Below are 19,216 nucleotides of genomic sequence, written 5' to 3'. Positions count from 1 at the left end.
ATGGCTGGTACGCACAGCAAATGGTCCAGTTTCAGGCCGTAATATACCCAGCCCAGCAGAACCGAGCCGTTCTGGGTCCGGATTTTGGCATACCCGTTGGCGAGACGCTCCACACTGACCGCATAGATCTGGTTGTCCAGAAAATGGGCAGCAATGGCGCAGCCGTTCCAGAGAATGAAAAAAAATGCTGAAACCTGGATCAGGCGCCACCCTTTATATATAGCCAATCCCTTGCCACTGATGATGAACATGAGCACACCCATTGAGAAAAGAAAGAACAGGTGTCCGATCTGGTGGGTAATGATCCCTTCGGACCCTGAATGAAACTGCAGCGCATACACATTCCCGGGCAATGCCAGGATAAGGAGTGCCGGAACCATCAGCATTTTGCAGGTAATATGTTTCACAGTCTGATGTCCTTAATGGGTTTTCGTATACCGGCCTATTATAAAAACCAACTGTTTGGGTTTCAATGGGAAATTTGTTTTTGAATTCAGCGTAAATCCTTGTTCGGGTCATAAGTTCTGTGATTCAGGCCGACATCTGGGTCAGGTGTTTGTGAACCGAAGCAAAATAGGGCAGATGAGGCCTGAGTTTTCCGAAAACGATCCGTGCCAGAACATAGATGGGGAAGAATGAAAATGTATAGCCCACGGAATCTGTAACCAGGGAGAACGGAAAGGCAACGGGAAAATCAATACCGGCAAACCGTGTCTGCATCCAGCCCAGGGCAAAGGGCACGGGCCACAGAATGGCGGCCGAATGGGCCAGCATGGCAAAGAATTTGCGTCCCCAGGCATCTGTGGCCTCTTTGTTCAGGGCTTTGTATCCGGCCATGTCCCCTGTTTCATAGGCCTTGATGGAAAGGGCTTCCTTCTCTTTCATGCAATGGGACAGGCCGGCAAGATAAGGGGTGTTGACCCTTATGGCAAGTGAAATGGTCACTTCCCCCAAAAGGACGGCAATGAAGGAAAGGCAGAACGTTCCGACCATATAATCCACCATACTGATGCCCGTCACCCGGTAGAAAAAAATAATATAGCTGTCAATGGCGCAGTAGAACGTATCGAATCCGTTGACCATTTTTTTTACTCCTGTTGCGTCCTGTAAACCCGGCAGGCCGTCTGGGCAGCCTGCCGGGAAGTATTAATTATTATGCTATAACATTGCAATGCCGAAAAAACCTTTCAGCGTATACCGGATGCCGATGTAGAACGCCAGTACCAGGAAAAGCCATTTCAACGCCTTTTCAGGAATGTACTTTCCGGTTCTGGGCCCGATCATGGAGCCCACAAACACGCCCACAAGTTCAAGACCGATCATGGGCCAGTAAACCATGACCCCTTTGAGCACCATGAAGTTGAAGATGGAAAAAATCATCCCGATGAGAACTGCCACAGATGAGGTGCCGGCAACAACGAACATGGGAAGCCCCACAATGCTGGTCAAAAAGGGCACGTAAAGAAACCCGCCGCCCACACCGATGAAAGAGGCCATGGCAGAGATGCAGAACCCCCCGATAAAGGCCCAGATGGGGCTGAAGGAAAACTTCTGGCCGAAAAATGAAATTTCGGTTTTGGCAATGCTCCAGTTCAGGGTTTTTACCCCCTGGCCTTTAATGGAGCCCTTATTCTTCACCGTATTTTCAAATGCCTTGGCCGCATCCTTGGCTGCTTTTTTTGAGGCCTGGCCCCTGGGGGACATTTCATAGACCATGAAGGCAAAAATCAGGAAAACACACAGGCCGAACCAGCCCTGGTACTGTGAGAATCTTACCTTTCCGGCCGTGGTAAATACCACCAGAAAGGTGGCAAAAAGCGCACCAGCCCCCATGAACGCCCCCAGAGCGGTCACCAGGCGTTTCTGCCTGCCGTAGGTGATGCTGGAGACAAGGGCGGAAAGCCCCACCAGCCACTGATTGGAAACACGGATGCTGTCTGTGAGCATCTTGTTAAGGGCAGGAGAGGTATCCTTAAATGTTTTGGCATAGGGTCCCATTCCGTAAATGGAAATATGACCCACACCGGCCATAACCCCACCGAACGCCCCTATGGTTGAGAAAATCCAGCCCACCCAGATGGCCCAGCAAAAGCAGAGCAGCAGACCCGGAGACGGTGCGCCCGGAATGCCGAAGATGCCTGCCTGCGCAGACGGATCAATCTGGCCCGGCCCTGTGCCCTGGGGCACGGCGGCAATGGCATCGGAAAGCTGGTCTGCCATAACCGGCGTCGCAGCCATCATGGGCAGAATCAGTGCTGCTGCCGTTAAAAATAATACAAACCACTTGAACTTCATTTTCATATCTCTTCTCCGTAAAAAAGGAGGATCTCCGATCTTGCCGGAAATCCTGGGTCAATATTTTGCCGGTGCTGACAGGTTAAGGCCTTGCACCAGAACCATAAATTATTTTCTTAAATGTTCATTTTCCGTCCGTGCCCGGCTGGACATCATTTTGGTGCATGAGGGGCAGAAATGATGGCCTTGTCTGGCATGGACGTGATCACCTGTATTGCCATCCACATGGGCCAGAAACCGTGCGGTTGCATACCGGCTGCCGCAGGCTTCACACCGTTCAAGGGGCAGGCGGCTTAACACCTGGCCACCAATGGAAACGGTTCTGACATTGTCCTGGTCCCGGACGGTTATAAATTGGGTGGGACACAGATTGGCACAGGTGCCGCACCCCATGCAGGCACCGTCCCCCGGCCCCACATGGCTGCCGGTTTCGGTTTTGACCATGGCAATGGCCCTTGCGCCTATTATGTCGTTACAGACCCGCACACATAGCCTGCAGCGAATGCACCCGTCAGGCCTGGGTGACACCGGCACATTGAATTTTTCAGCCAGTTCCCGGATCCGTACCGAGTCCGGTGCCATGGTCAGCAGTTTGTCAAAGGCTTTTTGCCTGTGGGCCGTCACCAGATCCGATTCGGTCCTGATGTCAAGTCCGGGCTTGACCTTGAGAATGCAGGAGAGCATCATTATTTTTTTCCCTGAAACCGGTCTGTTTTCCACACCGCAAAGACGGCATGCCCCCGACGGTTTAAGGGCCGGATGAAAGCACAGGTGGGGAATGGAAATCCCGTGTTCCCGGGCGGTTTTTAAGACCGTGTCGCCATCCTTTGCCGTCACTTTCCGGCCATTTATGGAAATTTCAATCATGGGCTGCATCCTGAAGATCAGAAATATAATCTTTCAGATAGTGAAGTTCCTGGGTCAATGCCCCCACATGGGCCTTGACAAGGTCTTCCAGGGCAATCAATGCAATAATCTTTTGGTCTCCCACCACGGGCAGGTGGCGAATTCCTGCCTTGATCATCATGGCCATGGCCGCATCCACTGAATCCTGCGGTTCTGCCACAATCAGTCGGGATGTCATGACCTTGTCAATGGTCACCTGGCTGGTCTGTTTTTCCGGAAACAGGATCTGGCAGCGGACCAGGTCCCTTTCCGTGAAGATGCCCAGGGGCATCCCATGGGCCATCACCACCACTGCGGAGACCCCGTAGGCAGACATCTGCTGCAGGGCATGGGATACGGTCTGATCGCCTTCCACCGTGTAAAAATGACCTGTATCGTCTTCAATCAAATCCCTGAGTTTCATACCTGCTCTCCCAAGGGTCTCAGACAATCCTGGGGAAGCCGGTGGGTGCCTTTGCCTTCAAGGCTTACCTCCACCAGGGCGTCCGGGTCGTTCACCGAGGTGTCCGGGTCCACAATAACGCCATGGCAGCCAAGAAAATCATTCATATACGGTTCCCAGGCATCGTCCATGGATGGTTTAAATACCTCTATTCTGTTTCCCCGTTGAAATGTCATGTTTGCCTCCTGTGTTAAACCATGGGTAAGGCCCCGTTGTCCGCGGCAATTGAAACCGCGGACTTTCGGCGCAGGCAGTTATTGCACAGCCGTTGCGTATTGGTGGCCGGTGTCATTTTTCTGGTTTTTCCTGCGATAAAGCGGGTATATTCCGGGGAACCTAGTTGCGCCCCGCAGGACTCACAATACCGGATGGCCTGGCTGTTCAGGATGGTGCCGCACAGCAAAAGCCTTCGCTGGCCGTCCTTCTCGTCAATTTTCAATGCATTGTTTTCACAATTGGCCGCACACGCCCCGCAGGTGATGCAGTTTTCCGCCGTGACCCTGAAATCGGTGGGTCCGGATTCGTCAAAATCAAGATATCCCAGCTTCAGGGCATTGATCCCCATTTTGTCCCGGCAGATATCCACGCATTTGCCGCAGCGCCGGCAGATATCGCAGCGCAGGCACCGGGCCGCCTCCTGGCGGACATCGGCTTCCTCGTACCCCAGTTCCACCTGCTGGAAGGTGGTCCGGCGCCGGTAGAGGCTGAGCATGGGCATTTCCGGCGGTTTAATGGCCATTTTCCGGCTGGCGGTCATTTCAATGACAGGTTCTGTTTTGTGGCGCACCGGCGTTCTGGGGGCCCGGGGCTGGGGAATCCCGCGGAGATAGCGGTCAATGGCGTCTGCGGCCCGTTTGCCGCCGCCAATGGCTTCGATCACCGTGGCAGGGCCGGACACCGCGTCACCGGCGGCAAAGACCCCTGGCTGGGCCGTCTCCATGCTGGCATGGTTGACATCTATGGTGCCCCGGCGGCTCCAGTTGATGCCGGTGAATGCTTCCATGCCTTTATTGTCCACATACTGGCCAATGGCGGAGATCACAACATCGGCCCGGATTTTAAATGTCTGGCCCTCAATGGGAACCGGTGCCAGGCGGTCGGAGCCTGGTTTTGCTTTCATTTCCGCCTTGATACATGACAGAGCCCGGATATCCTGCCCGTCACCTTTCACTGCGGCGGGAATAGTCAGAAAAGAGAATTCAATGCCTTCCTCTTCGGCCTGTTCCACCTCCTCCACATCGGCGGGCATCTGGTCCCGGGTCCGCCTATAGGCGATGGTCACGTGCCCGGCACCCAGGCGCAGGCTGGTGCGGGCCGCATCAATGGCCACGTTGCCGCCGCCCACCACCACCACATCCTTTCCCGGGCAGTTGCGGTCTCCCAGGGCCACATCCCTCAGGAAACGGACTGCTTCAATGACTTTGGGAAACTCTTTTTCCCCTTCAATGCCCAGGGTCCATGCCTTATGGGCGCCGATGGCAATGAAATAGGCCTCAAATCCTTCCCGGTCCAGCGCCTCTTTGGTGACATCCCTGCCAAACCGGGTATTGTATTGGATTTCCACGCCCAGGGCTTCAATCATGGCCACTTCCCGGTCAATGACTTCCCTTGGCAAGCGGTATCTGGGAATCCCCACCATGAGCATGCCCCCGGACACGGGCAAGGCTTCAATGATCCTGACGCCATATCCCATGAGCCCCAGATAGTAGGCACAGGAAAGCCCGCCCGGGCCTGCACCCACCACACATACCTTTTTGCCGTTGGCCGGCTTGGGTACGGGATTGGCATAGGCACGGTCCGACATGGCGCGTTCCGCTGCAAAAGCCTTTAGAAATTTAATGGAGACAGCTTTATCAATCCTGGCCCTGACACACATCATCTCGCAGGGCCGGGTGCAGATCAGGCCGCATACCCAGGGCAACGGGTTGTCACGTCTGATCACCTCAATGGCCTGGGCATCTTTCCCCTGGGCAATGAGCGCAAGATAGGTCGGGATGTCAATTCCGGCAGGACAGGCCATCTGGCAGGGGGAGGGGGCAAGTTTCCCGCAGTCGTGGGTGGGGCAGTTCCGGGTCTGGATATGGTTGATAAACACCTCCCGGTGGTCCGAGAGATATCCCTGGATGATCCGGCCGGCCTCCCGGGTCTGGGCCGGGGTGCCGGCATCATCATATGTTTTGACCAGTGCTTCAATGGCCGGCAGGTGATCATCTCCTGCGGTTCCTTCGGCAATCTCTTCGGCAAGGGCCAGGATCTGTTCGGATATCCGCTGGCCTTTGGGATCCGGCAATCCGTTTTGACCGATCAGGCTGGTTAAAAATTGAATGGTTTGTCGAACAGGGCAGATGGTGTCCATACCGGCTCCTTAAAAGCTTGTGTTTTCAAAGGAGGTGACTGATGCGGCATGGCGCTGCCTTCGGATTTGTGTCATCTCCTGGACCGGCCCGAATTTCAGACAGCCGGTGGTGCAGTTGGTCACGCAGGCCGGTTTCAGGCCCTGGTCGATCCGGTCCATGCAGTAATCGCATTTTTCAACCTTTCCGGTCTCCTGATTCCACTGGGGCGCGCCCCATGGGCAGGCAGATATGCAGGTTTTGCACCCCACGCACAGCTCTTTTTCCACAAATACAATGCCGTCCTTGCTGCGCTGCTGCATGGCGCCGGTGGGGCAGGCTGATACGCACCAGGGAGTTTCGCAATGAAAGCAGGGCATGAAAATAAACGAAATCCTTGGTACGTCACCAATGGTTTTGGGACCTACCTGGATAATCTGGCAGGGTTTGGGACCGGCGGGCAGTTTCTTATTGGCCTTGCATATGACTTCGCAGGTATGGCAGCCAATGCATTTTCTGGTATCCTGAAACAGGTAGTAGTGACTCATGGGGCCTCCGGTGTCTGAACGGACACATATTAATTTCATTCGTATGATTCAAAACTTAATTTATTTGCTGCCGGGTCCTGTCCGGCAGGTGTGCAATAAAAATTTTGCGATGCAAGTTTTTTATTGCAGGGTCCGGGTGCCGGGCCGGTCCCGGAAATATCAGGTTACCCCTTGGATACCGTGACAAAGTGCTCCTGGTATGCAATGGCACCGCCGGCCTTATCCCAGATATCCAGGCCGCCGGACATGAATTTGTTGTCGGCAAGACCTTTGCCGAATGCCCGGCTTTCTGCTTTGATGCGATGACCGAACCCGTGGATGACAAAGATTGCTTCCGGGTGAATATGGTCGGTGACCTGGGCCCGGATGGTCTCCGAGTAGCCGTTCTGGCTTACGGTGACAACATCCATGTTTGAGATGTCAAGTTTTCTGGCTTCCTCTGTGTTGATCCACAAGGTATTTTCCGGCATCTGTTCATTTAAAAGGGGATTGTTCACGGTGTGGCCCTGGGTGTGAAGGGCGCACCGGCCAAAGGTTATACGATACTCACCCGCATTTGGGGATGTCGGCGGCTCATAGGGTTTCAGGGAGGGCTGGCCGTTCTCTTCCAGGTTTTTGGAAAGGATTTCGATTTTTCCGGAAGCGGTTTTAAATGTGTAGTCTTCAAAGTTTTTATACATTGCCTCATCTGCAAGGTCCACCAGCCCCCTGGCATTGAAGTCCTCAATGGTAACGCCGGTGTCCTTGAGCTGGAAATTCCACAGGTCTTCCACCCGGTCAAAGACCAGGTCCGGCAGGTCCATGCGGCGGGCAAGGCCTGAGATGATCTCCCAGTCTGCCAGGGAGTCATACCTGGGTGCCACGGCCCGCTTGCGGACAAAAAACTGCGGCTGCAGGGCGTTTTTTGTGGCAATGATACTTTCGCGCTCAAGGTAGGTGGAAAGCGGCAGGACCACATCTGAATGCCAGGCCGTGTCTGACCATGAGAACGTGACCGAAACCAGCAGGTCCAGCTTGTCCCACATTTTCCGCAGCCGGTCCGGGTCCGGATATCCCATGAGCGGATCATGGCGGAAGGCAATATAGGCCTTGATGGGGTAGGGCGCCTGCTCTTCGATGGCCTTGAACGTTAAATGCGCAAGGCCCGGGCCGTTCTCAAAATGGGTGTATTTCCACCCCACGCCGTCGGCCCGTTTTTCGTCGGGTGCGGGATAGAGATCCATAAAGGATTTCAATCCCTGTGCTCCCACATCAGCAGGTTTTGATACAAATGGCAGTCCTCCTTTGGCACCGTAAGCGCCCAAAAGGGCGTTGATGATATATATGGAGCGGCAGACATAAAAGGAGTCTTTGTACCTGGCGGCCATCCAGCCCGGGTGCCAGATCACCGCGGGGGCGGCCTGGGCCAGTTCTTCCACAAAACAGCGGAGCGTTTCTGCGGATATGCCGGTTTCGGTTTCGGCCCATTCCGGGGTATAGGGGGTGACAAATTGTTCAAGGGCTTTGAACCCTTCCACATAACGGCTGACAAAGCGTCCGTCAAAGAGTCGCTTGTTGATGATTTCGTGGATAACGGCAAGGTTAAAGGCATAGTCGGTGCCTGGGCGGATCATCATAAACCGGCTGGCCTTGGCAGCGGATATGGTGGCCCGGATATCAATGACCGTGAGTTTGCATCCCTTTTCCAGGGCATCCATGAGGTCGTTGACCTCCTGAACATTAACGGCCTCAAATATGTTTCTGAACTGGAGCACCACATGCGTTGCGTTTTTAAAATCGTAGGAAACGGCTTTTCTGCCCATGCCGGTCAAGGAGAGCGCTGCATGCTGGACATTTTTGGCACAGGATGAATCGTGGTTGTTGTAGTTGGGGGTGCCAAGCCCTTTAAGAAAGGCCCGGTGCATGTCCCTGAACGGACCGCCCCTGTCGGAAAATGAGATGGCCCGGGCTCCGTATCCGGCCTTGACCTGGTTGAGTTTTTCCGCCACATAATCCAGTGCCTCGTCCCAGGTGGCTTTGCGCCATTTACCGTCCCCCCGCTCACCTGCACGGATCAAAGGCGTCTGGGGGCGTTCGCTGTCGTGGAGAAGCGCTGTACCTGCCGCACCTCTCGGGCAAACCGCCCCTTTCATGGCCGGGACATGGGGGTTGCCTGAAATAAACCCGACCTGGCCGTTTTCAACGTCCACCTGGATGGGGCAGCGCACTGTACACATGCCGCAAACACTAAACACCGATTTTTTGGTCATATTTGTTCTCCCTGGGGCATCGTTTTCTTTCCGGAACCATTGCCCGGACATATCTGTAATTTAGATTTCAGGCCAGGGAAATGCCATAACCATGCCAGGGACAAGGGTGTGGTGCATTTTTTTAGATTTATGATTTAATGTTTTGAATTTTAATGTTTTTTGTGATCGATGGTCTGTTTAACTTTTTTGCGGTTGGCGCTTTTGCCCTGCCCAGGGCATGGTGGCGAATGGTTTGGTGCAATTATTTTATTGCACCCCACATGGATGAAATTTCACTGATGATAACGGATAGTTTTGAAATCAAACAGATATCGCCGGATGATGCCCTGGCGGATAAAAAATACATTCCCCCCGAATTACTTAAAAAAGGAAAGCAGCGCGTGAAGGTTGGTCATGGGGTGGGGCGGACATCCCGGGATAAACAGATCCACCGGCAGGATCTTGTCAAGACCCTCGGTGATTTCCGGGCTCCCTGTGAAAGGGCCGCCGCTGATGGTGCATGAGCCCACGGCAATGACTACCTTTGGAGCCGGTGTGGCCTCATAGGTCTGGAGCAGGGCCGTTTTCATGTTCCTGGATATTGGACCCGTGACCACAATTCCGTCGGCATGACGGGGAGAGGCGACAAAGTTGATGCCAAACCTGCCCAGGTCAAAAAACGGTGTGGCCAGAACGTTGAGGTCTGCCTCACAGGCATTGCAGCCCGCCGCTGACACCTGGCGCAGTTGCAGGGAGCGTCCAAATAGTTTTTTAAAATGCTGCTTGGCGTGCTCGGCCAGGGCCGGAAGATCGCCTGATGTTATCAGGTCTGCCCGCTCGGACGTGGCAATTTCATAGTCATTGGTAAACTTGATCTGCCCGTTGGAAACGTTCTCGCAGGTCCCGCAAAATACGCACCGGCCCATGTCGATCTTTTGACTCTGTACATCTATGGCGTCCTGGGGGCAGGATGCGGCACAGGTTTCAAGGGTGGCCACAGCAATATTATCCTGGATAACGGGTTTGCCTCGGTAGCGGGGAAATACCCTGACCTGTTCTTCGGGATATTGGTTGGTCCGGTATCCTTGTTCAAATCTGTTTTTCAGTACAAAGAGCATATGATATTCTCCGCTTTTCTATAGATCAAATCCGCAATAGGATAGATTGAAACTCTTGTTATTCAGGGGAAAATCCGATATTCCGGTATCTCTGAGGGCCATGGCCAGCCCATTCCAGTTGTGAAAAGAGGGATCCTTGATCTTGTACCTCAGGATTTTCCCCTTTTCGTCGGTCAAAACAGCATGGGAGACTTCCCCCCGCCAGGCCTCGTTCAGGGCCACGGAAAAGCTTGAGGCCGGCAGGTCGTACGCCATGCCCTCGTTTACACACCGGGTTTCCACGGAAATGGCAGCCAGGGATTCAACAATCTGAAAGGACTGGAGGATCTCGTCATATCTGACCCGGGCCCTGGCATAGACATCTCCCGTGGCTTTTTTATTTTCCGGTATGCCCAGGTACGGGTAGTGTTCCGTAGGGAAACACCGTCTCACGTCATAGGCCATGCCGCTGGCCCGGCCGGCCGGCCCAACCAGCCCGAGATGGTCGGCATCTTCATGGCTCACCGCCCCGCATCCCTCAAACCGGGCCCGGACGGTGACGGCGTTGAACAGAAGCGCCAGTACATGTGTCACTTCGGGCCGAAGCGCTGCCAGACGTTCGTTGAGCACTTTTCTTATATCATCGGACAGGGAAAACCGGACCCCTCCGGGCCTGACCAGGCCCTTGCCGAACCGGTTGCCGCAAATCAAGAGGGAAAGGTTGAGAAAGTCCCCTCTGATCCTGCCAAAATAGTTGGCCGGCGGCAGAAAGGCAACGTCGCCGCTGAGCGCCCCGAGATCGCCGATGTGGTTGGCCAGTCGCTCCAGTTCCAGGGCAATGGTCCGGATGACCCGGGCCCCCTGATCCGGTTTAACCCCGGTCAGTGCCTCCAGGTTCTGGGCCATGCACAGGCTGTGGCCGATGGTGGTATCGCCTGCAATGTTTTCACCAAGGATAGGAAGCCGCTTGGCCGGAACCGCCAAAAGCTGTTTTTCAATGCCCCGGTGCTGGTATCCCAGTTGAATTTCCAGGTGCAGGACCCGCTCTCCAATGCAGTTGAACCTGAAATGTCCCGGCTCAATTACCCCGGCATGGACCGGCCCCACAGCCACCTCGTGGATTTCCTCACCGTCCACCTGGTAATACTTATAATTTCCCGGGATGTCCTGGGAATAGTCATTGCCGAACACATCCGCCGCCCCTTCAGCGTAGTTGGGATGGTATCGGACCATTTTCAGCCAGGGGTGTCCCATGGGACGGATACCGAACTGCTCTGCCATTTCCCGCTCAAACAGGTGAAAGGGTTCGCAAATTCTGGTGAAAGAAGGATAGGGGTCCGGCACATCACAGCCGGCCACAAAAAGCTTGTCTGTCCGCAACACCGCCAACAGTTTTAAACGGTTCTTGTCTGGGTAGGCAAAATAGTGAACAACTTTGCCTCCGTCTGTCACCATATCCAGGGCCTGGCTGCGGAATTCATCAAAAGAAAGGTGGGGAATGGCCTCTCGACTTACTTTTTCGGCATTTGAAATCTGTAAAAAAGCGTTGCTCATCTAAGTCCTCCGCCAATGGCTGTTACTGCATCGGATATGGTTTGATTCAATGAATCCGGGATATAGAAACACAAGATCAGTGAAGTCAGGAGTAATAGATACTGGGGCCAGACCATACCGGCTGTTTCTTTAATTTTGATTACCGTGCTGCACTCTTCAAAACAAATTTTCATGATCTGGTTGGCAAATCCTGCAAAAATAATGCACAGGCTCAGGATGAAAACAGTGACGGCCACGTGGAAACCGGCCCTGAAAGCCGCGAGAATAATGCAAAGTTCCCCGATAAAAAGGCCGAAAGGGGGAAAACCGGCAATCCCGGAAAATCCTGCCAAAAAGGCCACAAAGGTCCGGGGCATGCCCTTGACCAGGTTTCCGGTATTCTTAATCAGGCGGTCCCCGTATCCCAGAAGAATGTTTCCCGATGAAAGAAACAAAGAGGACTTGATCAGGCTGTGGTGGATCATGCAGATCACCGCACCGTATATTCCCAGGCCGCCCACACCGGTTCCGAAAGCAATGATGCCCATATTCTCGATACTGGAATAGGCCAGCATGCGTTTGTATTCGTTCTGCTTGAGGATAAAGGTGGCTGAGGCCAAAATGGATAACAGGCCGAACACCATGAGAATACTGCCTGAAAAATCCTGGAGCCCTGCTGCCACCATAATCTTATTGGTTTTGAAAATTCCCAGATATGCACAGTTGAGCAAAACCCCTGACAAGAGGGCCGATGCAGGACTTGGGGCCTCACTGTGGGCATCGGGCAGCCAGGTGTGCATGGGCGCAAGTCCCATCTTGGTGCCGTATCCCACCAGAATAAAGACAAATCCGGCCTTGAGCCATACGGGATTCAGGGTCTTGGCCACCCCGACCAGGGTTGAAAAAGAGATGGGTGTGTCTGCATTTCCCTGGCCCATGGAAAAGGCCACCAGAACAGACCCCAAAAGGGCCATGGCAATACCCACCGAACAGATGAGAACATACTTCCAGGTCGCCTCAAGGGAGGCGGCGGAGCGATGGGTGTTAATCAAAGGGGCGCTTGCCAGGGTGGTGGCCTCAATGGCGATCCACATGACCATGATATGGTCGGACAGGGTCACCATGGTCATGGTGGCCAGGAACACCAGCGTGGAGCCGGTAAAAAGATTCTCGGACCGGATCTCGCTTGCTTTGAGAAAACCCACGGTGTAAATGGAGATCAAAAAGAAGAGCAGGGAGATCACCAGCAGGGAAAGCATGCCTTCGGGCGTTACTGCAAAATATTGATGGAATACCGCCTGGGGCTGAGTTCTCCACAGCATAAACGAAAGGGTTAAATGAGCCGCTCCGGTCAGTACCAGCAGGAACCGGCCAATACTTTTTGGCAGGAAGAATGCTGCAAGACCGGCAATAAAAGGGGTCAGAAAGACTATTTCAACCATACCCTAATCCTTTAACGTTCTGAGCAACGCCGTATCCACGTCGTCAAAGGTCTGTTTAATATTACGGAGGATCACGGCCATGATCATGACTCCGGCCAGAACGTCCAGCAAAATACCGAATTCAACAAAATGGCGGGTAGTGACGGACAAGCCCGACCCGACCAGATAAATCCCGTTTTCCATCATAATATAGCCGATGACCATGGCAATGGCGTTTCTTCGGGCCATGAGCAGGAACATTCCCGTTGCCAGAAGGGCAATGGCCGTAGGCGCCAGGAGTTTAAACCCGCTCACGGAACCGATATCCAGGCGTCCGGACATATATGTCGCGCCGATAATCACCGCCAGGCCGCACAACGTGGAGGCATGATACCCCACAATAGGCTCAACCACCCGCCGGATGGCCCCCTTTCTGATGGCCACAAAAATACTCAAAGGGATAATGAAACCCCGGATGACCAGGGTAACCAGGGTAAACACCGTGCCGCCGGTACTGATATGATTACCGATGAAAAAGGGAATAATGGAAATCACGACGCCCTGGAATCCCACCAGTTTGATCAGTATCAGCACCCGGTCGGTGCCGAATGAAAACAAAACCGACAGCAGCACAAAGGATAAAATTATGTCAACAGGATTGAACATCATTTTACAAACTCCAAGGTGATGATGGTTGCAAAAAAGGCCAGAGCAAAGGATGTCAGCACAAACTGGGGCACCTTGTCCATTCTGTACCTGGCAGTCACCGACTCTGTTACGCCCACGGCAATGTAGACCACCACAAGGCCTGCCAGATACATCACCAACGGGAATCCGAACACGGTGGATTCAAAGGGAATAATCATCCTTGAAATAATGGTGGAATAGAACATGAGCTTGCAGAAAGCGCCAAGCTCAATAAGTGCGAAATCAGGGCCGCTGTGATCCAGGACCATGACTTCATGGATCATGGTCAGTTCAAGGTGAGTGGCCGGATCATCCACCGGAACTCTGGAATTTTCAGTCAAAAGGATGATAAAAAACGAGATCACAGTGAACACCAGTGGTGCGCCTGCCAAACGCCACATACTTTGGGTGCTGCTGCCTGCAAAATAGGCGGACAATTGCAGTTCACCGGTAATCCGGTAAAGAAAGATCAGGATCATGAACATGGCTGCTTCGCAGATAATGGGGAAATACGCTTCCCTGGCCGCGCCCATGCCTTCAAAGGGCGAGGCCGTATCCATGGCCGCCGCAATGGTGAAAAACCGGCCAAGTCCCAGAACATACAGGACAAAAATCACATCCCCGTTAAAAGAGAACACAGGATCATGTCCGGCGATGGGCAGAAACATGAGCACTGTAATTGACGCGGCAAGGGAGATGACCGGACCCAGCTTAAACACAAAGGTGGTACTGTTGCTGTAAACCGATCCCTTTTTAAACAGTTTGATCAGGGTGTAGTAATTGATCAAAATGGGGGGGCCCTTTTTTCCCCCGAAAAACGCCTTGGTCTTGAGGATCAGGCCTGAAAAAAACGGTGCCGCCAGAATGGCTGCAAGCCAGAGTAAAATGGATTGAATCATGGAATAGTCCTTAAAGCTATTAGCCTTTAGCTGCTGACTGTTTTCATATAAAAAACAGCAGCAATACAATTGCCAGCAAAATATATCCGATATAAAGGTGAATATCCCCGTGCTGCATCCACCGAAGTTTGTCAAACAGGTAAAAAACAGGACGGACAACCGCATTTTTCATGTGAAGTTCTGCAATGTCGTTGACATGGCTGTGGTAATGGGTTTTTAAAGGGAATCGTCCCCTGATGGGCGGATGATCCTCGGAAAGCGGGACTGCGGCACTGAAAAACGCCAAAATGGATCCGGCATAGGAAGATCCCGTATACTGCATCTTAACCGTTGGCTGGGTAAAGCCGCAGCCCCATGTTCCGGATCTTGTGATGGTTTTGCGCTTGTAGCAGCCTGACCGGATGCCCATGATAACTAGGGCCAGGACAAGGAACAGAAGGGCTCCAAAGGTGATGTTGCAGGTTATCTGACCAAAGGGCTCAACCGGGACCCGGCCGTAGTCGAGCCCCAGGGCCTGTACTGCCCTCAAGGCCATGTGGATAAACACCTTCGGGAACATACCGATGATCACGCAGGCTGCGGCAAGGACGCACATGGGAACCATCATGGCCAGGCCACGTTCGTTAATGTTTTCGGCAGCCCTGGTCCGGGGTTCTCCCTGGAAAACCACCCCCACCACCTTGGTAAAACAGGCCAGGGCCAGCCCGCCGATAACGGCCAGGCCGATGATTGCAAACACACTCATGGCAAAGCTGACAGACCCCAGTGGGATGGCCTTGAAACTTCCCATATAGATGAAGAATTCACTGACAAACCCATTAAAGGGCGGCAGGCCGCAAATGGCCAAGGAGGCGATGATAAATGTGGTTCCGGTAATTTTCATGCCCTTGAGCAGCCCGCCCAGGGCGTCAATGGACCGGGTGCCGGTCTGGTGCAGCACCATGCCCGCCCCCATGAACAGCAGGGATTTAAACACCGAGTGGTTGAGAACGTGGAGAATGCCGCCGGCAAAGCCAAGAACAGCGACCAGGGGATTGCCCGTTGCCGCACCGATCATCCCGACGCCTAGGCCGATGAGAATGATTCCGATATTTTCCACACTGTGATAGGCCAGAAGCCGCTTGATATCGTGCTGGCCCAGGGCATAAACCACCCCCAGAATTCCGGAAACCACGCCGGTAATCAAGGTAATATATCCGAAAACAGGGGTGTGAAAATCCAGAATTGCGTAAACCCGCAGTATCCCGTAAATACCGGTCTTGATCATCACCCCGGACATCACCGCTGAGATATGGCTGGGGGCCGCGGGATGGGCATGGGGCAGCCAGACATGAAAGGGAAACACGCCGGCCTTGGAGCCGAACCCGATAAAGGAGAGCACAAAGATTAATATTTTTACTGTTTCAGGCACACCGGCCAGGGAAACGAAGTTAAAGCTGCCGGTATGGCCGTAGATCAGCCCAAATGCGGCAAGGATAAACATAGCGCCTACATGGGAAAAGACAAAGTAAAGGTAGCCGGCCTTTCTGTTTTCGGCGGACTCATGGCTGTAAATCACCAGAAAAAAGGAGGACAGGGACATGATTTCCCATGAAATCACGAAGGTCAGGATATTGGCGGCGGTTACCACCAGGGCCATGGTGGCGATCAGAACACTGAAGAAAAAGTAATTGACACCGGTTTTAATGCTGTCCTCTTCATTTTCCATGTAGTGGAAACTGTAAATGGCGGCCATCAGGGAAACGGCAAATATAGCAGTCAGGAAAAAAGCGGAAAGACCGTCAACATGAAAGGAAAGAAAAAAGAGATCCAAATACCTGAAACAGGCCGAGGCTCCGGTTGAATTTAAAAGCTTGCCTGCGGCATCAATCAGCCCTAAAAGGCATCCCCCGCTTAGAAACAACACGGCAATGCCCTTTGAAAATTTCTTCTGCCGGGCCAAAATAAGAGAAAAAAAGCCGCCGAGCAGAATGATGAATGTGGAATTAAAGAATTGACACATACCTTCCCCAATTTATTTTTTATTCGATTGTAAATTTCTATCGTCACGTTCCCTGCTTGGGAAAAAACCATTGATATGTACATGCTGTCTTTTTGATTTGTCAAGAAAATAGTACCAGGATGAAACAAGGCCACAGCCTGAAATATAATCATATCCGGGCCTTATTCCGTATTAAAATCCTGACAGGAATTTTTTTCAAATTTCTTGATTTAAGGCTTGATTCTTATGGATGGATACAATCCCTTTCGCTCCCCTGTCCGGTAAGGCTGGATAATATTAAAGGAAATATTCTGGTCATCCTGGGCGTGCCCTCTGTTTTGCCCGTCCTTATATAGTGCACCGTTTGCCGAAAGGATTTTCTTTAAACGATCCTTGAAGGATCCGATAAACACAGAACCTTTTCCTGAAAAGGTCATTCTCCCGAGGGTCAGGCTCTCCCTGACTTCGGATAACTTATCCAAAGAAATGGTATGGGTGGCAAGGTCTTCCTGGGATTGAATATATCCCCATACCAAATGTTCGTCAGGAATCTGTATCGGCATACTTGGGTTGATGATGGTATGGGGCATGACAATACAGCCTTCACCGATTTTAATCCGTTCGTTGGGTCTACCTTTTAAAAAGGAGTTGAACCCCACAAAACATTCCTGGCCGACATCGGCATGGATAATTTTGCCGCCATGGGCTGTAATGCAATTACCTTCCAGAACGGAATCAATAATATAGGAATTTTCCTGTGCATTGGACCCGTCTCCCATGGTTGCATTCTGAAGAAAGGATCTCTGGGCCACCAGGACGTTTTCACCAATACGGGTTCTTCCCTTGATCACAGCATACCGGTTGATCGCAGAACTATCCGGGGCTTCAAAAGGTTCTAAGTGCATGACCTCAAACAAGCGTTCGAATTCCTGATCCCGGGCCCTGACAAAATCGTAAATCACTCCCCGGGGCTGGTGGGCATCACTAACCCCTACAAAATTATCAAGGATATTGGTTTGAAATTTGTATTTGAACTCAAAATGGGGGTTCTTGATCCAGACTGTGCCGGGATCAATTTTCCGATGAAAAAGTTCTCCAACCTGAACATAGGAAAATTCTCCCACGATACACGAATGCAGGTTCATTAAATCCACAGTGGAAAAGGGACCTAGAAAACAGCCTTCCAGGGTAGACCCGTGGATGTTCGCGTAGTGGGCGGAAATGGTGTTCCGGATAATAAAGGCTTCGGGACTTTCAGGATTGTGGGAATTGCTGTGGACCAGGGTTTTATAAAGCAGGCTGTCCAGAATGGAAATCATTTCATCCTCAACCAGGGGAATGTGCCTGGCCGATTTTATGCAGTCGCCTTCTCTCTTGAGTTCATCTCCCCTGACATCGCTCTTATAAATAGCAGACCGTCCCACATAACATTTTCCTAAAAAATAACTGCCTGCGATATTGGAATTTTTAAAATGGAAATAAATGGGATGACGGGAGGTAATGCCGTAAAATGCGTAGAATTTGATCATTTTTTCGTGATCAAGGGCCTGGCTGACAAAGGGTTCCGTGTCGAACTCGAACTCCTCTAAGTTAAGGTTTACACGGCTGATAATCCGGTCGTTGAGTTGCTGTAACTGGCTCATAATGTATCCTGTCTTTTAAGTTGTCATTTTCAGGATTTCCTTAATCATTATCGAAAATCCTGGGATTCGGTCTTAAGGGGAATGTCCGTAATTCAATTTAATTTACGCTCCTTAGTGTTTAAACCGTTTAAAACTGTTTAAAACAGTTTAAGGTCTTTGGTGTTAAAACCATTTTAAACCGTTTAAAACGAAAAATTCATATCATAGAAATTATCAAGTGACAACCCGGTACCTGCATTGAAACTATTGTTTCCAGAATTCGGGGACCAGAAGAATAATTACGGTATAAATTTCCAGTCGTCCTGCCAGCATGCACCAGGACAGAAGCCATTTGCCGGCCTGGGGCAGGTGTGCAAAGTTTTCCGCCGGGCCCACTGTGCCGAAACCCGGGCCGATGTTGCCAATGCACGAGGCCACAGCGCCTAAAGAGGTCAAGAGGTCCACACCCATGGCGGACAGCAGGATGGTGGCCATGACAAAAAGCAGGATATATAAGACGATGAATCCCAGGATGGATCGCAGCAAGTCTTCGGGAATCAGGGTGTTGTTCAGTTTGATATGGCTGACGCTCCGGGGGTGGATCAGCTTGAACAGTTCCCGGTAGCAGTATTTAATGCAGACCATGATCCTGGCACACTTCATGCCGCCGCCCGTGGAGCCGGCACTGGCCCCCATGAACATGCCAAAAAACAAGAGCGCCTGGGACAGGCCCGGGAATAATTCATAATCAGCCGTGGCATAGCCTGTGGTGGTGACAATGGAAACCACCTGGAATGAGGCGAACCTGAAGGCTTTGGAAAAGCTGTCATACAATGGCCCCCAGGTGTTCAGTGTGATGATCAGGGTTCCCGCAAGAACAGCGCACAGAAAGAATCTGCATTCAGCATCTTTCCAGAACGCAAGACCATTGCCCCGCAATATCTGGTAATGCAGAGAAAAGTTGATGCCTGCAAGCAGCATGAAAATGGTAATTGTATAGTCAAAATAGGCACAATCATAGTGGGCAATGGAAATATTTTTAGGTGAGAATCCGCCGGTGGGCAGCGTAGTCAGGGCGTGGCAGATTGATTCAAACAGATTCATTCCCCCGAAATAAAGGAAAAGGATGAGCAGAAACGTCATGCCCGCATACACAATCCAAAGAATCTTGGCGGAATCGGATAACCGGGGTGTCAGTTTATCAGGTACCGGACTTGGCACCTC

The 19,216-nt window shown here is 52.1% G+C and carries 17 protein-coding genes; all 17 read right to left on the bottom strand.

Features of this window, described 5'->3' with window-relative positions:
* The coding region (locus AB7U36_RS05440) for a hypothetical protein (protein ID WP_428158777.1) at positions 1 to 407 on the bottom strand (407 nt) is incomplete at its 3' end.
* A gap of 124 nt (positions 408 to 531) precedes the next feature.
* Positions 532 to 1,083 carry a hypothetical protein gene (locus AB7U36_RS05435; protein ID WP_428158776.1) on the bottom strand — a complete coding sequence of 184 codons (552 nt, stop codon included), beginning with the start codon at positions 1,081 to 1,083 and terminating at the stop codon, positions 532 to 534.
* Between the two features lie 75 nt (positions 1,084 to 1,158).
* A complete protein-coding gene (locus AB7U36_RS05430; RefSeq protein ID WP_428158775.1) occupies positions 1,159 to 2,301 on the bottom strand; it encodes a sulfite exporter TauE/SafE family protein in 1,143 nt (380 codons plus the stop codon).
* Positions 2,302 to 2,403: 102 nt separating this feature from the next.
* On the bottom strand, positions 2,404 to 3,162 hold the full coding sequence (locus tag AB7U36_RS05425; RefSeq protein WP_428158774.1) for a 2Fe-2S iron-sulfur cluster-binding protein: 759 nt from the start codon (positions 3,160 to 3,162) through the stop codon (positions 2,404 to 2,406).
* Positions 3,155 to 3,604, bottom strand: a complete 450-nt coding sequence (locus AB7U36_RS05420) for a CBS domain-containing protein (protein WP_428158773.1) — start codon at positions 3,602 to 3,604, stop codon at positions 3,155 to 3,157. Before AB7U36_RS05420 ends, AB7U36_RS05425 begins: the two co-directional genes overlap by 8 nt.
* Entirely contained in the window at positions 3,601 to 3,819 is a 219-nt protein-coding gene (locus AB7U36_RS05415; protein ID WP_428158772.1) for a hypothetical protein, read from the bottom strand. Before AB7U36_RS05415 ends, AB7U36_RS05420 begins: the two co-directional genes overlap by 4 nt.
* Positions 3,820 to 3,833: 14 nt before the next feature.
* Positions 3,834 to 5,999: an FAD-dependent oxidoreductase gene (locus tag AB7U36_RS05410; protein WP_428158771.1), complete on the bottom strand. Its 2,166-nt coding sequence runs from the start codon at positions 5,997 to 5,999 to the stop codon at positions 3,834 to 3,836.
* Between the two features lie 9 nt (positions 6,000 to 6,008).
* Positions 6,009 to 6,524 (bottom strand): 4Fe-4S dicluster domain-containing protein, encoded by a 516-nt coding sequence (locus AB7U36_RS05405; RefSeq protein ID WP_428158770.1) that lies wholly within the window; start codon positions 6,522 to 6,524, stop codon positions 6,009 to 6,011.
* Between the two features lie 164 nt (positions 6,525 to 6,688).
* The gene (locus tag AB7U36_RS05400) at positions 6,689 to 8,773 is read right to left on the bottom strand and encodes a molybdopterin-dependent oxidoreductase (protein WP_428158769.1); all 2,085 of its coding nucleotides are present in this window, start codon (positions 8,771 to 8,773) and stop codon (positions 6,689 to 6,691) included.
* A 356-nt stretch (positions 8,774 to 9,129) separates the two neighbouring features.
* Positions 9,130 to 9,870, bottom strand: coding sequence for an NADH-quinone oxidoreductase subunit NuoB (gene nuoB / locus AB7U36_RS05395; protein WP_428158768.1), 741 nt, complete (start codon positions 9,868 to 9,870; stop codon positions 9,130 to 9,132).
* Positions 9,871 to 9,888: 18 nt separating this feature from the next.
* Entirely contained in the window at positions 9,889 to 11,403 is a 1,515-nt protein-coding gene (locus AB7U36_RS05390; RefSeq protein WP_428158767.1) for an NADH-quinone oxidoreductase subunit C, read from the bottom strand.
* Positions 11,400 to 12,824 (bottom strand): proton-conducting transporter membrane subunit, encoded by a 1,425-nt coding sequence (locus tag AB7U36_RS05385; protein ID WP_428158766.1) that lies wholly within the window; start codon positions 12,822 to 12,824, stop codon positions 11,400 to 11,402. Before AB7U36_RS05385 ends, AB7U36_RS05390 begins: the two co-directional genes overlap by 4 nt.
* 3 nt (positions 12,825 to 12,827) lie before the next feature.
* Positions 12,828 to 13,472, bottom strand: coding sequence for a hydrogenase (locus AB7U36_RS05380; protein WP_428158765.1), 645 nt, complete (start codon positions 13,470 to 13,472; stop codon positions 12,828 to 12,830).
* Complete coding sequence (locus AB7U36_RS05375) at positions 13,469 to 14,389, bottom strand: respiratory chain complex I subunit 1 family protein (RefSeq protein WP_428158764.1); 921 nt, start codon at positions 14,387 to 14,389, stop codon at positions 13,469 to 13,471. Before AB7U36_RS05375 ends, AB7U36_RS05380 begins: the two co-directional genes overlap by 4 nt.
* Positions 14,390 to 14,432: 43 nt before the next feature.
* Positions 14,433 to 16,391 (bottom strand): proton-conducting transporter membrane subunit, encoded by a 1,959-nt coding sequence (locus AB7U36_RS05370; RefSeq protein WP_428158763.1) that lies wholly within the window; start codon positions 16,389 to 16,391, stop codon positions 14,433 to 14,435.
* 209 nt (positions 16,392 to 16,600) lie between these two features.
* Positions 16,601 to 18,013 carry a transferase gene (locus AB7U36_RS05365; RefSeq protein WP_428158762.1) on the bottom strand — a complete coding sequence of 471 codons (1,413 nt, stop codon included), beginning with the start codon at positions 18,011 to 18,013 and terminating at the stop codon, positions 16,601 to 16,603.
* 243 nt (positions 18,014 to 18,256) lie between these two features.
* The coding region (locus AB7U36_RS05360) for a TrkH family potassium uptake protein (RefSeq protein WP_428158761.1) at positions 18,257 to 19,216 on the bottom strand (960 nt) is incomplete at its 5' end.

This window comes from Desulfobacter sp., assembly GCF_050177295.1.
This window is presented reverse-complemented; position numbering and strand designations above follow the sequence as displayed.

Bases quoted from the DNA above. Each gene is read 5' to 3' on its own strand.
- AB7U36_RS05375 (WP_428158764.1), bottom strand. From the start codon at position 14,389: ATGATTCAATCCATTTTACTCTGGCTTGCAGCCATTCTGGCGGCACCG.
- AB7U36_RS05435 (WP_428158776.1), bottom strand. From the start codon at position 1,083: ATGGTCAACGGATTCGATACGTTCTACTGCGCCATTGACAGCTATATT.
- AB7U36_RS05405 (WP_428158770.1), bottom strand. From the start codon at position 6,524: ATGAGTCACTACTACCTGTTTCAGGATACCAGAAAATGCATTGGCTGC.
- AB7U36_RS05410 (WP_428158771.1), bottom strand. From the start codon at position 5,999: ATGGACACCATCTGCCCTGTTCGACAAACCATTCAATTTTTAACCAGC.
- AB7U36_RS05400 (WP_428158769.1), bottom strand. From the start codon at position 8,773: ATGACCAAAAAATCGGTGTTTAGTGTTTGCGGCATGTGTACAGTGCGC.
- AB7U36_RS05390 (WP_428158767.1), bottom strand. From the start codon at position 11,403: ATGAGCAACGCTTTTTTACAGATTTCAAATGCCGAAAAAGTAAGTCGA.
- AB7U36_RS05385 (WP_428158766.1), bottom strand. From the start codon at position 12,824: ATGGTTGAAATAGTCTTTCTGACCCCTTTTATTGCCGGTCTTGCAGCA.
- AB7U36_RS05370 (WP_428158763.1), bottom strand. From the start codon at position 16,391: ATGTGTCAATTCTTTAATTCCACATTCATCATTCTGCTCGGCGGCTTT.
- AB7U36_RS05380 (WP_428158765.1), bottom strand. From the start codon at position 13,472: ATGATGTTCAATCCTGTTGACATAATTTTATCCTTTGTGCTGCTGTCG.
- AB7U36_RS05425 (WP_428158774.1), bottom strand. From the start codon at position 3,162: ATGATTGAAATTTCCATAAATGGCCGGAAAGTGACGGCAAAGGATGGC.
- AB7U36_RS05365 (WP_428158762.1), bottom strand. From the start codon at position 18,013: ATGAGCCAGTTACAGCAACTCAACGACCGGATTATCAGCCGTGTAAAC.
- AB7U36_RS05420 (WP_428158773.1), bottom strand. From the start codon at position 3,604: ATGAAACTCAGGGATTTGATTGAAGACGATACAGGTCATTTTTACACG.
- AB7U36_RS05430 (WP_428158775.1), bottom strand. From the start codon at position 2,301: ATGAAAATGAAGTTCAAGTGGTTTGTATTATTTTTAACGGCAGCAGCA.
- AB7U36_RS05415 (WP_428158772.1), bottom strand. From the start codon at position 3,819: ATGACATTTCAACGGGGAAACAGAATAGAGGTATTTAAACCATCCATG.
- nuoB (WP_428158768.1), bottom strand. From the start codon at position 9,870: ATGCTCTTTGTACTGAAAAACAGATTTGAACAAGGATACCGGACCAAC.